The organism is Shewanella sp. SG41-4, assembly GCF_014164505.1.
Lineage (GTDB): Bacteria > Pseudomonadota > Gammaproteobacteria > Enterobacterales > Shewanellaceae > Shewanella.
This window is the reverse complement of sequence record NZ_JACJFI010000027.1, coordinates 13,251-28,830: the sequence shown is the minus strand read 5'-3', so window position 1 is coordinate 28,830 and position 15,580 is coordinate 13,251. Positions and strand designations below refer to the sequence as shown.

Annotated in this window: 9 protein-coding genes; 2 read left to right on the top strand and 7 right to left on the bottom strand. The window is 42.1% G+C overall.

What is annotated here, in order from left to right:
- Nucleotides 1-244: 244 nt before the first annotated feature.
- Genes cydX through H5202_RS04685 form a run of 3 tightly spaced genes read right to left on the bottom strand, consistent with a single transcriptional unit; the run spans nt 245 to nt 3,084 of the window.
- Nucleotides 245-355: a cytochrome bd-I oxidase subunit CydX gene (gene cydX / locus H5202_RS04695; RefSeq protein WP_182771035.1), complete on the bottom strand. Its 111-nt coding sequence runs from the start codon at nt 353-355 to the stop codon at nt 245-247.
- A gap of 17 nt (nt 356-372) precedes the next feature.
- Complete coding sequence (gene cydB, locus H5202_RS04690; protein ID WP_182771030.1) at nt 373-1,512, bottom strand: cytochrome d ubiquinol oxidase subunit II; 1,140 nt, start codon at nt 1,510-1,512, stop codon at nt 373-375.
- Between the two features lie 15 nt (nt 1,513-1,527).
- Entirely contained in the window at nt 1,528-3,084 is a 1,557-nt protein-coding gene (locus H5202_RS04685; protein WP_011636616.1) for a cytochrome ubiquinol oxidase subunit I, read from the bottom strand.
- A gap of 1,186 nt (nt 3,085-4,270) precedes the next feature.
- Here H5202_RS04685 and H5202_RS04680 point away from each other — a divergent pair.
- Nucleotides 4,271-5,290 (top strand): IS110 family transposase, encoded by a 1,020-nt coding sequence (locus H5202_RS04680; protein ID WP_182771029.1) that lies wholly within the window; start codon nt 4,271-4,273, stop codon nt 5,288-5,290.
- A gap of 491 nt (nt 5,291-5,781) precedes the next feature.
- On the opposite strand, the gene purL is transcribed toward H5202_RS04680, so the two are convergent.
- The gene (gene purL / locus H5202_RS04675) at nt 5,782-9,663 is read right to left on the bottom strand and encodes a phosphoribosylformylglycinamidine synthase (RefSeq protein WP_182771028.1); all 3,882 of its coding nucleotides are present in this window, start codon (nt 9,661-9,663) and stop codon (nt 5,782-5,784) included.
- Between the two features lie 354 nt (nt 9,664-10,017).
- Here purL and mltF point away from each other — a divergent pair, with 354 nt between their 5' ends.
- The gene (gene mltF / locus H5202_RS04670; protein ID WP_182771027.1) at nt 10,018-11,448 is read left to right on the top strand and encodes a membrane-bound lytic murein transglycosylase MltF; all 1,431 of its coding nucleotides are present in this window, start codon (nt 10,018-10,020) and stop codon (nt 11,446-11,448) included.
- 314 nt (nt 11,449-11,762) lie between these two features.
- On the opposite strand, the gene tadA is transcribed toward mltF, so the two are convergent.
- The 3 genes from tadA to guaB form a co-directional block, all read right to left on the bottom strand.
- A complete protein-coding gene (tadA, locus tag H5202_RS04665; RefSeq protein ID WP_182771034.1) occupies nt 11,763-12,242 on the bottom strand; it encodes a tRNA adenosine(34) deaminase TadA in 480 nt (159 codons plus the stop codon).
- A gap of 188 nt (nt 12,243-12,430) precedes the next feature.
- Entirely contained in the window at nt 12,431-14,008 is a 1,578-nt protein-coding gene (gene guaA / locus H5202_RS04660; RefSeq protein ID WP_182771026.1) for a glutamine-hydrolyzing GMP synthase, read from the bottom strand.
- Nucleotides 14,009-14,112: 104 nt separating this feature from the next.
- Nucleotides 14,113-15,579: an IMP dehydrogenase gene (gene guaB / locus H5202_RS04655; RefSeq protein WP_182771025.1), complete on the bottom strand. Its 1,467-nt coding sequence runs from the start codon at nt 15,577-15,579 to the stop codon at nt 14,113-14,115.
- Nucleotide 15,580 lies beyond the last annotated feature (1 nt).

Below are 15,580 nucleotides of genomic sequence, written 5' to 3'. Positions count from 1 at the left end.
CAGTATATTTATATAAAAATATTACTGAGCAGCGGCGTGTGTAGTGCACATTTTTGGGGAAGGGTAAAAGCGGCAACTGAAGATAAAATGTGTCTTGTTAACAACCATTGAGTGACAAGCGAATAAGTCTTCATTTGAGTAAGAAGTTAAAAGCGTTTGATTGTTATTTTGAACATATAATGAATAACCAATAAAAAACCGCTTTATCACTAAAGCGGTTTTTTCATATCAAAATATATAACGTTTATTGATCGCTATTACGATCCATATTTTCAGTATTCTCAAGCCATAACGCGTTGATGATACCGAATGAACACGCTAACAATACCCCTAAAATCCACGCAAAATACCACATAGACATTGCTCCTTAATTTAGTAAAGTGAGGATTTGTTGTTTTCAACAAACTCACGATTTAAGCGACCGTACATCTTGTAGTAAGTCCAAATGGTGTAACTTAATACTGTGGGCACGAAGATGATAGCGGCAACGGTCATCACTTTAAGTGACATTTGACTGGCTGTAGCATCCCACATTGTTAAGCTGACATTAGGTTCTAATGACGAAGGCATAACAAATGGGAACATTGCTGCTCCACAGGTCAAAATGACACAAGCAACCGCAAGCGAACTGAAAAAGAACGCAAATCCACTACGATTTAAACGACTGGCAAAAATCACTAATATTGGCATTAATAATCCTAACACCGGGAATAGCATGGTAAGAGGATATTTATCATAGTTGGTTAGCCAAGCGCCCGCTTCAACCGCTACAGTCTTAGTGGTTGGATTTGACGGACCAGCAAGGTCGAGGGCTGAGGTAATAACATAACCATCAATACCGTTTATAAGCCAAACACCAGCGGCACCAAACAGAACCACTAATAGACCACCACAAACTTGCGATACTTTCGCGCTTCTAACTCTCAGCTCTCCGTCGGTCTTCATTTGTAACCATGTAGAACCTTGCATTATCACCATAGTGACACTTACAAGACCGGCTAATAAACCAAACGGATTCAATAAACCCAACAGACCGCCATGATAAGTAGCACGTAAATATTCATCAAAGTTAAATGGCACTCCTTGAAGCAAGTTACCAAATGCCACACCAATGATTAACGGTGGCACAAAACTGCCGACAAATAATGCTCTATCCCATGACTTACGCCATCTTGGATCTTCAATTTTAGAGCGATAATCAAAACCGACTGGGCGTAAAAACAATGCAAATAGTACTAGCATCATTGCAACATAAAAGCCCGAAAACGATACCGCGTAGACCATAGGCCAAGCAGCAAATAACGCGCCACCAGCCGTCACTAGCCATACTTGGTTACCGTCCCAATGTGGTGCGATAGTGTTAATCATAATACGGCGTTCAGTATCATCTTTACCAATAACGGGCAACAATATACCTACGCCCATATCGAAGCCATCTGTCACAGTAAAACCGATAAACAGCACGCCGATTAACGCCCACCAAATAAATCTTAATACTTCATAATCAAACATAATCAGGTCCTCAGATTAAGCATCTTGGTTTTCGAAATGATAACGACCGGTCTTTAAGCTGCTTGGACCAAGACGAGCAAACTTATACATCAAGTAAGCTTCTATCACCAACAGGATGGTATAGAACACCGTAATCGAAATAATACTGAACCAAAGATCCGCCGTCGTTAAACTCGACGCCGACATGAATGTTGGCAGTACTTCAGAAATGGTCCAAGGTTGGCGACCAAACTCTGACACAAACCAACCAGCTTCAATGGCTACCCATGGAAGTGGCAAACTGTAAAGAGCAGCACGAAGTACCCACTTTTTCTCGGCGATTTGATGACGAGTGCTTTGCCAGAAGGCCGCAGCAAACACCAATAGCATTATCACCCCAGAGCCAACCATTAAGCGGAAACTCCAGAACATAGGGGCTACAGTAGGAATTGAGTCATAAGACGCTGCAATAATTTGCTCTTCAGTCGCATCAACCACTTTGTCGGTATAACGCTTAAGCAAGAAACCATAACCCAGATCGATTTTGGTTGCTTCAAATTGCTCTCTAACTTCAACCGATTTATCACCAGCACGTAATTTTTCCAGTAATGCATATGCAACCATACCGTTACGAATTCGTACTTCGTGATCTTTAATAAGATCCTTAATACCGGTTACTTCTCCATCTAAAGAACGTGTCGCAATAATGCCCATCGCATATGGGATCTTAACGGCGTAATCCGTGTGCATAGTTTCTTGGTTAGGGAAACCAAATGCCGTAAAGGCTGCTGGTGCAGGTTCCGTGTGCCATTCAGCTTCAATTGCGGCTAATTTAACACGTTGCACTTCGCCTACTTCATAACCTGATTCATCGCCTAACACGATGACCGATAAAATAGATGCCATACCAAAACTTGCTGCAATAGCAAATGAGCGACGAGCAAAAGGTAAATCTCGGCCTTTCAATATGTAGTATGAGCTAATGGCTAATACAAACATCGCACCTGCTACATAACCAGAGGCGACGGTATGAACAAACTTAACTTGCGCAACGGGGTTAAATACCACTTCGGCAAAATTGGTCATTTCCATACGCATGGTTTCATAGTTAAATACCGAACCCACTGGGTTTTGCATCCAACCATTGGCGATCAAAATCCATAAGGCTGACATATTAGAGCCAAGGGCAACGAGCCATGTGACCGCTAAATGTTGGCGCTTACTGAAACGATCCCAACCAAAAAAGAACATCCCGACTAACGTAGACTCAAGGAAGAATGCCATTAAGCCTTCAATCGCCAGGGGCGCACCAAAAATGTCACCTACGTAATGAGAATAGTAGGACCAGTTAGTACCAAACTGGAACTCCATCGCTAAACCAGTTGTCACGCCTAAGGCAAAGTTAATCCCAAACAACTTACCCCAAAATTTAGTCATGTCTTTATAAACTTGCTTATTGGTCATCACATACAGTGATTCCATAATCGCAAGAATAAAGGCTAAACCTAGGGTGAGTGGAACAAATAAAAAATGATACATGGCTGTCAGCGCAAATTGAAAACGCGATAGCTCAACGACCTCTTCGATAATCATTGGCGACTCCTTACTTCAGTACAACCAAATACGACACAGCAACATATCGTTGCCATAATGATGATGTTATACCTGAAAACGGTCATATTGAAGCAGTGGACAACTCACCAAAAAGTGAAAAATGATAAATTAACCTGTTTGCCTATGTTTTCAAGCCCAATCTTAAACGCCCTATATCTTACGGCATATTCGCTATGTAGATCATATTTTTTAGTCAATTATGTGACCAGCATTAGATTTGCTGCATGGAGAATGTTTTATTTCAATGAATCAGTTCTTTAGCGTAAAAATAGCTGTTTATCTAAGCGTATATTTGCTGCAAGGTTGATCACAATCGTAAATAAACTTGCGGTATTCAGAGTGATAACATTTGCACACTAACTTGCAACCCTCTTGAGGTATTGACAAAAAATGATTAATTGCTAGGAACAAAAAGCAAGCATGTCTATTTATTGCTATAACAATCAACTCGCATAGATTGTTAATACAAAGTAATTAAACACACATAAATTTAATATTAGATAATTTTTTCTTTAAAATTTAACTTATTCAATAACAAACAAATCCAATATATTTCAATAGATTAAAATTAAAAATGCGTTATTTAAAATAAACAATTTAATTTTACCCATTAAATAAACTAATGGCAAATATCATTTTTTCTCGTTTGAGAGCACATTAATTCAATTGTATAATTTACGCACAATTAAGAAAACGAACACTGTTGAGCAATGAGTCGCTGTCTTAATTCCAATGACCTAACCTAAAGAGAATCTGTTATGACTCAATTATTCGAACATATTGCCGACTTATACAAACGTGTTTTTACTGAAATGTTTGCAGCTAAAGAAGTCAAATAAGCTAGCTTACTTTTTATCTATACCGTGTTTAGTGGATGTTTTTGTTAGCGCAGAAATCATATTAAGCGGTAATCGTTATTATCAAAGGATGACGAATTAGAAAACCCCATAGAATAAGTCTATGGGGTTTTTCTTTCTCACCACAACATAAAGTCAGCTGCGGTAAACAAATTGAAACCAATAAAAAAGGCGACTCAACGGAGTCGCCTTTCGCTTTAGCTACATTAAGTACGTTAACTAACCTGATGTGATGGTCTCCTCCCACTACGGCATCGATGTGCCATGATTGAAGTGGTTACAAACAATCAAAATGGGAGAAGACCAAAATGAAGATTACAACAATAGGGTTAGACATAGCAAAACGATTCTTTCATGTGGTTTGTTGCAATGAACAAGGTAGGTTAATTAATAAAAAAATGTTAACACGAGCTCAAGTATTAGCATTTTTCCAAAAACAACCAACATGTTTAGTTGCTCTTGAGGCTTGTGCAACATCGAATTATTGGGCTCGAGAAATACAAAAGTGTGGTCATAAAGTAAAGCTTATCCCGCCTCAACATGTAAAAGCCTTTTTAATTGGCAATAAAAATGATTATAACGATGCTTTAGCCATTTCTGTTGCAGCAAACCAGCTACACATTAAAAGTGTAGGTATAAAATCGATAGAACAACAAGATAATCAAGCACAACATAAAGTCAGAGAGTTAGCCGTAAAACAAAGAACTGCACTTTGTAACCAAATCAGAGGGTTAATTGCTGAATACGGCATTATTTTAAGCCAAGGCGTGAATCACGTACGTAAAACCATCCCGTTCATACTGGATGATGGATCCACACAATTATCAGAGACATTCAAAACAATACTGAGACAGCTACAAGCACAGCTCAACGCATTAGATAAGTGTATTGAAGCCTACAGTCAATTAATTGTTGAAACAGTAAAAAGCAATGCCATTTGCCAGAGAATACAAACCATACCTGGATTTGGACCAATGGTTTCTAGTGCCTATTTCAATGAAGTCGGTAATGGTGCTCATTACAAGCGAGGCCGTGATGTATCCGCTTCATTGGGTATTGTTCCTAAACAGCACAGTAGTGGCGGTAAAGATAGTTTACTTGGGATAAGTAAACGAGGTAATAGTTACCTAAGGTGTTTGTTAATACAAGGTGCTAAAGCGGTTGTATCCAGAGCAGGCACCAAGAGTGACAAGCTGAGTCAATGGATAAATAAGCTTGTGAAAACTCGAGGGCATAACCGCGCATGTGTCGCTTATGCTAACAAAATGGCGAGAATGGCTTGGGCTATAACCGTGTCAGGCGAAGATTATTCAACGATAGAAATATAAGTACCAATAAAAAGTAAACCGCTCTTCAACGAATTGCGTGGGTAAAATGAAACGATGACATAACAGGTAAAACCTGCATATTGAAAACCTGGCGAGTTCAGTGGTAGTCAATACCGATAACCTGATAAGGACAATATGTGCGGAATACATCGAGGCCAGAAGTCTTGAACTTCATATAAAGGCCGTATATATGACAGCAATCCTGTCCCTGTTATCGATGAGTGATACCTTGCAATACGGGAGGAGACCATATATGAACTCGGGGTAAGAGACTAAGATATGATAATAAAGATCATAAACTTAGACATTTATCACTATCAAACTTGTCATTTGTTTTACTAACAAGGTGAATTGACGCGTCAATAGCGGGTCTATTGCAAGTTAATTCAACACCGTTAGCAAGGCAAAGGGCTGTTTGAGAGGCGTTTGTTATCCCGAGTTCAGGTTAACTAAATCAAGTGCTTTAGCTGAACTAAGTACTTAACTTACTATTAACCAATCTTCACTCGTGCATTACGGAACATACGCATCCATGGGCTATCTTCACCCCAATTATCTGGATGCCATGAATTGGCAACGGTTCTAAATACACGCTCAGGATGCGGCATCATAATTGTCACACGACCATCAGTGGTACAAATACCGGTTAAGCCATTAGCTGAACCATTTGGATTTTCTGGGTACTGGGTGGCAATTTGACCATGACCATCAACATAACGCAGTGCAATAGTGCCTGATGCTTCTGCATTTGCTAGCGCTTGAGCATTTGCAAATTCCACTAAGCCTTCACCATGCGATACGGCGATAGGCATACGAGAACCGACCATACCTTCAAAAAATACCGATGGGTTTTGTTGTACTTCAACCAAACTAAATCTAGCTTCAAAACGCTCCGAGCGGTTACGTACAAAGCGTGGCCAATGCTCACTTCCTGGAATAATTTCTTTCAGGTTAGATAACATCTGACAACCATTACACACGCCAAGGGCGATGCTTGAATCCCGTTCGAAGAAACGACTAAACTCATCGCGGGCACGATCATTAAACAAAATCGATTTAGCCCAACCTTCACCAGCACCTAACACGTCACCGTAAGAGAATCCGCCACAAGCCACTAGGCCTTGGAACTCTTCAAGGTTAATACGTCCAGATAAGATGTCCGACATGTGCACGTCGCGGCTCTCAAAACCGGCACGATCGAAAGCGGCTGCCATTTCAACATGAGAGTTAACGCCCTGCTCACGTAAAATAGCCATTTTTGGTGCAACACCTTTAAGAATATAAGGTGCAGCCACATCTTCACTTGGATTAAAGCCCAATTTAACCGTTAATCCTGGCGCATCTGCTTGTTGTTTAAGCTCAAACTCTTCACGCGCACATTCAGGGTTATCACGCAGCGCTTGCATACGATAGGTTGTTTCTGACCATAAGGTACGCAGTGCAGTACGACTGTCAGCAAATATCACTCGCTCGCCGTCATTAATGCTAATTTTGTCTGCCGTTTGCAAGCCACCGATGTGATGACACGTTACGCCTTTAGCTTCAAATTTCGCGGCAATGCCTTTAGCGTCAGCAGCACTGACTTGAATTACGGCACCGAGTTCTTCGTTAAATAAACGTTCTAAATCAGTACCATTCAAGCTGGCTAAATCAATCGTTAACCCGGTATTACCGGCAAAGGCCATTTCCACTAAGGTGGTAAATAAACCACCGTCACTACGATCGTGATAAGCCATAACCGCTTGCTCGGCGACTAACAGCTGCATCACTTCAAAGAATCCTGCTAAGTTAGCGGTTTTATCCAATGTTGGTGAAATGTCACCTAACTCACTGTAAACCTGCGCTAAACAAGAACCGCCTAAACGGTTTTGGCCATTGCTTAGGTCCAGCATTAATAAAGCACTGTCACCTTTATCACTGCGAAGTTGTGGAGTTACCGTTTTACGAATGTCTTGCACCACACCAAAGGCGGTAATAACTAACGACATCGGCGATGTGACGGTTTTTTGGGTACCGTTATCATCCCATGCGGTTTTCATCGACATGGAGTCTTTGCCAACAGGAATCGTGATACCGAGTTCTGGACAAAGGTCTTCACCAATCGCTTTAACTGCTTGGTATAAACCCGCATCTTCACCTGGGTGACCCGCTGGCGACATCCAGTTAGCAGAAAGTTTAATGCGCTTGAACGAGCCAATATCAGTACCGGCAATGTTCATAATCGATTCAGCAACAGCCATACGAGCAGAGGCGTCAAAGTCGAGTAAGGCTAACGGGGTACGCTCACCCATCGACATTGCTTCACCGCAATAGCTGTCATAACTTGATGCGGTTACCGCACAGTCGGCAACTGGAATCTGCCATGGACCCACCATTTGGTCGCGATTAACTAAACCAGTGACAGAGCGGTCACCAATGGTGATAAGGAAGCTTTTGTCTGCCACTGTTGGCAAGGTTAAAATGCGCTTAACGGCTTCATTTAGTTCAATCTTAGTTTGATCTAACGCTGGCGATATTGCTTTTGCAGTCACCACATCACGGCTCATTTTAGGCGCTTTACCTAATAATACTTCAAGCGGCAAATCAATTGGCTTGTTGTTAAAGTGACTGTCGGCAAGCGTTAAATGCATCTCTGCTGTCGCTTCCCCAACCACGGCAAATGGGGCACGTTCACGAGCACAAATATCGGCAAACTGTTGTAAGTTCTCTGGCGCAACCGATAACACATAACGCTCTTGTGATTCGTTACACCAAATTTCAAGCGGGCTCATGCCGGGTTCGTCAGAGGGAACATTACGTAAATTGAATACCCCGCCGCGATCAGCATCATTAACTAATTCAGGGAACGCATTGGATAATCCGCCTGCGCCCACATCGTGAATAAACTGAATTGGGTTGGTGTCGCCTAACTGCCAGCAGCGGTCGATCACTTCCTGACAACGACGTTCCATTTCTGGGTTTTCGCGTTGTACAGAAGCAAAATCTAAATCTTCGCTAGACTGACCTGACGCCATAGATGATGCTGCACCGCCACCTAAGCCAATGTTCATTGCCGGTCCACCAAGCACAATTAGCTTAGCACCAACGGTAATCTCACCTTTTTGAACATGATCTTCACGGATATTGCCTAAGCCACCCGCAATCATAATCGGCTTATGATAACCACGTACTTCAACACCATTATGGCTAGACACTAATTGTTCAAAGGTGCGGAAATAACCGGTAATGGCAGGACGACCAAATTCGTTGTTAAATGCTGCGCCGCCAAGCGGGCCTTCGAGCATAATTTCTAACGGTGTGACGATACGATCTGGCTTACCGTAATCCCCTTCCCATGGTTGTACAAAACCAGGAATTTTTAAGTTAGAAACAGTAAAACCAGATAAACCCGCTTTAGGTTTAGAACCTCGGCCAGTAGCGCCCTCATCGCGAATTTCACCACCAGAACCAGTAGCAGCCCCTGGATATGGGCTAATAGCAGTAGGATGATTATGAGTTTCAACTTTCATCAATATATGCATTGGTTCGGTGTGATAGTTATAAACACCATCTGGATCAGGGAAAAAACGACCCGCTACCGGACCCGTCATCACAGCGGCATTATCTTTGTAAGCTGACAACACGTAATCAGGTGTCACTTCAAACGTGTTTTTAATCATTTTGAACAATGATTTTGGCTGCACTTCGCCATCGATTGTCCAATCTGCATTGAAAATTTTGTGGCGACAATGTTCCGAGTTTGCTTGAGCAAACATCATTAACTCGATGTCGTTCGGGTTACGCTTTAAACGTACAAAGTTTTCAATTAAATAGTCAATTTCATCATCGGCAAGGGCTAAGCCGAGCTTAATGTTGGCCACTTCTAACGCGCGGCGGCCTTCAGCAAGAATATTCACACTGCTAAATTTTGCAGGTTCTGTGCGAGCAAATAATATTTCAGCCGCTTCAAACGCTGGCAACATGACTTCGACCATGCGGTCATGCAATAAACCTTGCAGTAGTTTTTGTTGTTCTGCGGTTAATACTGACACTTCAACATAATAAGCAATACCACGTTCAAGGCGGTTAACTTTGCCTAAACCACAGTTATGGGCAATATCAGTTGCTTTAGAAGACCAAGGAGAAATAGTGCCAGGACGAGGAGTAACAAACAGTAGAGTGCCTTGTGGGGCATGAGACTCAATAGCTGGGCCATAAGTAAGAATAGTTTCTAACTGTAGACGTTCATTATCATCTAGTGGTTCACTCAAATTGACTAAATGTACATATTCAGCATAAATTTGAGAAACAGGAAGCGCTGCGTTTTCGCAAGCCTCCATGAGTTTTTGAACTCTAAATGCAGATAGTGCTGGGGCTCCGCGAATGATTTCCATCACGTCTATTCACCTTATAATATAGGAGGATCAGAATTGGCGCTATTATAGGGAATTGCACACTACAAATCACCTGCAAGCACCGATGAAAACAGTGTTTCCTGATAAGGAAAATATCCCACTCAAGTAATGCTAAAGTGAATAACATGATCACTTTACCTTTTAACAAAAAACAACCATCAAATGCTGCTTATTTGTCCAACTATAGGCGTTTAGGAAAACTCCTGATAAAGTAAGTAAAAAAAAATGCTAACCCCTACATATTTAAAGGCTATTCAACCGGTATTACATTCGTTTATTACGTTTTACTCTCGTGACCCTAACGAAACAACTTAAGATAACCAGTTAATAAATATGATCAAAACCTTATTCATTATTTTACTTTGCGGGATATTATCTTCCTGTCAACCTATAGATATTCAGCAAGTTGATATCGCTGCATCTGCACCTGCGCGTACCGTATTAAAGGTAGGGACATTATATGGCCCACAGATTTACCTTAACTCTGGCGAGGGTGAGAGCGGATTCGACTTTGAAATGGCGCAGCGTTTTGCCGACTATTTAGCCGTTCCGCTAGAGATGATCCCTTATACCAATCGCAAGCAATTATTTGCCGCATTAAAAGAAAACAAAATTGATATTATTGCTGCAGGTATCGCTAAGACACCTAATCGCAGTCAACAATTTAAACTTGGGCCTACCTTATATAAAGTCAATCAAGTGTTGGTTTATAAGGAAGGTACACCTGAACCTAAAGACATTGGCGCTTTGTCAGGCGAAATTACTGTCATGGCCAACTCATCGTCGGTCAATACCTTAACCAAGTTACAAAAAGACTATCCTGAGTTGTTGTGGAATCAAGTCAACGACAAAGACAATGAAGAACTGTTTGCACTAATTGCCAACGGTGAATTGAACTACACCATTTCAGATTCGAATAGTTTATTGATTAATCAGCGTTTTCTACCTGAACTACGTGCAGGGATGATTTTAGAAGAGAAAGTCGAAGTGGTGTGGCTATTACCGCCTAATAACAGCGATCGCTTAATGAGTAAACTATTGGCTTTTTGGCATAAAGAAAGACGTGCCGGAACGTTGGAGCATTTAAACGAGAAGTATTTTGGCCATGTAAAACGTTTTGATTATGTTGATACTCGAGCCTTTATCCGCGCAATTGATAATATTCTCCCCGAATACCGCAGTTTTTTCGAGCAGTATTCAGGAGAGTTAGATTGGCGTAAATTAGCTGCTGCCAGTTATCAAGAGTCACATTGGAACCCAAGTGCTCGTTCAGCAACTGGAGTGAGAGGTATGATGATGCTAACTCAGCCTACGGCGGCTTATGTTGGTGTAGATGATCGTTTAGACGCAGAACAAAGCATACGTGGTGGCGCATTTTATTTAAAAGACATGATGGAGAGATTGCCTGAATCTATCTCTGAAGCTCAACGGATATGGTTCGCATTAGCCTCTTATAATATCGGTTTAGGCCATGTTGAAGATGCACGACGATTAACGGAATCAATGGGAATGGATCCCAGCGCATGGCGTGACGTCAAAAAAGTATTACCTTTACTGCAACAATCAAAATATTATAAACAAACTCGATATGGCTATGCTCGTGGTAGCGAAGCTGTTCATTATGTTGACAGTATTCGCCGTTACTATGACACGTTGGTTTGGATAGATAATCAAACCAAAACAATGGAGGTTATCGAAGATAAGGACCAAGTTGAAGTGATTGCAGAAGACGTTTCAACCAATATCCACGAATCAACTCAATAATTTTTGTGCGCGAGCGTTTATCGTCATAAACCTGACCGATAATTGTCACCAATATAGGGTAAGATACATTTGAATTTATCGTTAAAAAGCATACAACTAAAACATGCTATTTATCAGTAACCTCGGTGAGGTTAGCCAATTTAAAGGGATCACGGTATGAGAAGAAAATCTATAAGCAATACCATTTCACGTCGTCGCGTCATGCTTAAAGTACATAAAAGCCGCATTCAAAATCGTCAAAGAGCTCATTTTTTATTGTCACAAACAGAAAGTTAATCTCACGATAACCACATAAAACAAGCCACTCAATCAGTCTATTTTTTAGCTAACTGTTTGAGTGCTTTTTTTTCTGCCCTACGTCGCTGAAAAAATGCACTTAACTGCGCCCCGCATTCTGCCGCCAACACACCTGAACTAACGTCAAGCTGATGGTTAAAAACTGGGTGTTGCAATAAATTAATCACACTTCCTGCCGCGCCAGTTTTTAGGTCATCTGCACCATACACAACCCGCGCAATACGACTGTGCACCATAGCTCCCGCGCACATAGTGCAGGGTTCTAACGTGACATATAAGGTGGTGTCGAGCATACGATAATTCTCTAATACCTTGCCCGCTTGACGAATACATTCCATCTCGGCGTGAGCCGTTGGGTCATGATTTACAATGCTTAAATTGCAACCACTGGCAATTAACACATCGTCTTTAACCAGCACTGCACCCACTGGAACTTCGCCTTTTAGCTCGGCTTGCTCGGCAAGTTGCATCGCTAAACGCATCCACTTTTCATCAATGGTACGCTGAAGCTGATTCGATTTATCATTGCGCGCATCAGAAAGTGGGCAAGTATTGGTGGAAACGTGAGCTTTTGGGGTGTCTGTCACTCTAAAAAACCTAGGTAATTGTCATACGCGGCTATTCTAACAAATAAAAAAGACGCCGCAGCGTCTTTTTATTTCAAACTAGGTGTCACGCTACTGCGTTATTCCCATTCAATTGTTGCTGGAGGCTTGCCTGAAATATCATAAACCACACGTGAAATACCATCGACTTCATTGATAATGCGGTTCGACACGCGACCTAAGAAATCATATGGTAAATGTGCCCAATGCGCAGTCATAAAGTCGATAGTTTCTACCGCACGCAGCGATACAACCCAATCATACTTACGACCATCACCCATTACACCTACCGAACGAACAGGTAAGAAAACGGTAAATGCTTGGCTCACTTTATTGTACAAATCCGCTTTGTGCAGTTCTTCAATAAAGATAGCATCAGCGCTACGTAATAAATCACAATACTCTTTTCTCACTTCGCCAAGTACACGAACACCAAGACCTGGTCCTGGGAACGGATGACGATAAAGCATGTTGTAAGGCAGGCCTAACTCTAAACCAATTTTACGCACTTCATCTTTAAATAACTCACGTAGTGGTTCAACTAAACCCATCTTCATATCGGCAGGTAAACCGCCAACATTGTGGTGCGACTTAATCACATGCGCTTTACCCGTTGCACTGCCCGCTGATTCAATAACATCAGGATAAATAGTGCCTTGAGCTAGCCATTTAGCATTAGCGCATTTCTTTGATTCTTCGTCGAAAATCTCAACAAACACACGGCCAATAATTTTACGTTTGGCTTCTGGTTCTGCTTCGCCAGCCATCGCATCTAAGAAACGGTTTTCAGCATCGACGTGAACAATTTTGAGTCCAAAATGATCGCCAAACATTTCTAATACTTGATCGGCTTCATTCAAACGTAATAAACCGTTATCAACAAACACACACGTTAGTTTATCGCCAATCGCACGATGTAATAACATCGCCACAACCGATGAATCTACCCCGCCAGATAAACCCAGAATAACTTCGTCATCACCAATTTGCTTTTTTAAACGCTCAATAGCATCTTCAATAATTGATGACGGCTTCCAATTGGCTTTACAGCCACAAATGTCTAGCGCGAAATGCTCTAGCATACGCTGACCTTGGCGAGTATGCGTCACTTCTGGGTGAAACTGTACGCCGTAAAAACCTTTCTCTTCATTCGCCATCGCAGCAAACGGACAAGTGGCGGTTTTCGCTACGGTCACAAAACCTTCAGGGATAGCAGACACTTTATCGCCGTGGCTCATCCACACATCAAGCAAAGGTTTGCCTTCTTCGCTAACTGCATCTTCAATGCTTTTAAACAAAGCTGATGTGGTTTGCAATTCAATTTGTGCGTAACCAAACTCACCTTCGCCCACGCCTTGAATCACTTTGCCACCCAGCTGCTCTGACATGGTTTGCATGCCGTAACAAATACCCAATACCGGTACACCAGCAGTAAATACATACTCAGGGGCACGTGGTGAATTGTCTGCTGTGACACTTTCAGGGCCACCGGCTAAAATAATACCATTTGGGGCAAACTCACGAATTTGCGCTTCGCTCACATCCCACGCCCATAACTCACAATACACACCAATTTCACGGATACGACGCGCAATAAGTTGAGTGTACTGAGAACCAAAATCGAGGATTAGAATCTTATGATCGTGAATATTACTCATGAATAACCTTTACATATTAATTAAGTGTAATAACTCGCATCCAATTGATGCGGGCAAATTAACGCTAATAAAACGAGGGCGACATAACGTCGCCCTTATCGTAATTATGAACGATAGTTTGGTGCTTCTTTGGTAATGGTCACGTCATGAACGTGTGACTCACCCATACCTGCTGAAGTCACTCTTACAAACTGTGCTTTATCATTTAACTCTTTAATTGTGGCACAACCGGTTAAGCCCATGCATGAACGCAAGCCGCCCATGTGTTGGTGAATGATCTCTTTCAACTTACCTTTGTACGGCACGCGACCTTCAACACCTTCAGGTACTAGCTTGTCAGCAGCGTTATCGCTTTGGAAGTAACGGTCAGATGAACCTTGGGTTTGGCCCATAGCGCCCAGAGATCCCATACCACGGTAAGATTTATAAGCACGACCTTGGTAAAGTTCAGTTTCACCCGGCGCTTCTTCAGTACCAGCAAACATAGAACCCGCCATGATGCATGATGCACCTGCAGCTAATGCTTTAGCTAAGTCGCCAGAAAAACGAATACCGCCATCAGCAATAACAGGAATGCCTAAGGCGAGTACTGCTTCGGCAGCATCAGATACCGCAGTGATTTGTGGGACACCGACACCCGTTACAATACGAGTGGTACAAATTGAACCAGGGCCGATACCGACTTTAACGGCGTTAACGCCCGCTTCAACTAGCGCAATTGCACCAGATGCAGTGGCAACGTTGCCGCCAACAATTTGTAAATCAGGGTATTTGGCTCTAGTGTCACGAATACGCTGCAATACGCCTTCTGAGTGACCATGTGATGAGTCAATCAATAACACGTCAACACCGGCTTTTACGAGCGCGTCTACACGCTCTTCATTGCCAGGACCCGCGCCAACTGCAGCGCCCACACGTAAACGACCTAATTCGTCTTTACATGCGTTTGGTTTGCGTTCAGCTTTTTCGAAATCTTTAACGGTGACTAAGCCTTTAAGTTTAAAGTTTTTATCAACCACTAAGACTTTCTCAATACGATGAGAATGCATTAGTTTTTGTACTTCATCTAACTTAGTACCTTCAGTTACTGTGACTAGACGATCTTTTGGGGTCATCATGTCGGCAACGGTTTTGCTCCAATCAGTCACAAAACGCACGTCACGGCCTGTAATAATACCCACAAGTTCGTGTGCATCATTCACTACAGGGTAACCAGCAAAACCATTATGTTCAGTTAATAAACGTAAATCAGTTAAGCTTGTGGTAGGCGTAACAGTAACGGGGTCTTGAACAATACCGGCTTCATAACTTTTAACTTTACGGACTTCTTCGGCTTGTTGCTCAATACTCATGTTTTTATGAATAAATCCTAAACCACCTTCTTGCGCCATCGCGATCGCAAGACGAGACTCAGTCACAGTGTCCATAGCAGCAGACACAAGTGGAATATTTAATTCGATTTTATTGGTTAAACGAGTTTTAAGAACTGCGGTATTAGGGAGTACGGTCGAGTGGGCAGGAACCAACAACACATCATCAAAGGTTAGTGCATCTTTCAGTAAACGTAGCATG

Coding starts and splice junctions, on each gene's coding strand:
- cydX (WP_182771035.1), bottom strand. CDS start 355: ATGTGGTATTTTGCGTGGATTTTAGGGGTATTGTTAGCGTGTTCATTC.
- cydB (WP_182771030.1), bottom strand. CDS start 1,512: ATGTTTGATTATGAAGTATTAAGATTTATTTGGTGGGCGTTAATCGGC.
- H5202_RS04685 (WP_011636616.1), bottom strand. CDS start 3,084: ATGATTATCGAAGAGGTCGTTGAGCTATCGCGTTTTCAATTTGCGCTG.
- H5202_RS04680 (WP_182771029.1), top strand. CDS start 4,271: ATGAAGATTACAACAATAGGGTTAGACATAGCAAAACGATTCTTTCAT.
- purL (WP_182771028.1), bottom strand. CDS start 9,663: ATGGAAATCATTCGCGGAGCCCCAGCACTATCTGCATTTAGAGTTCAA.
- mltF (WP_182771027.1), top strand. CDS start 10,018: ATGATCAAAACCTTATTCATTATTTTACTTTGCGGGATATTATCTTCC.
- guaA (WP_182771026.1), bottom strand. CDS start 14,008: ATGAGTAATATTCACGATCATAAGATTCTAATCCTCGATTTTGGTTCT.
- guaB (WP_182771025.1), bottom strand. CDS start 15,579: ATGCTACGTTTACTGAAAGATGCACTAACCTTTGATGATGTGTTGTTG.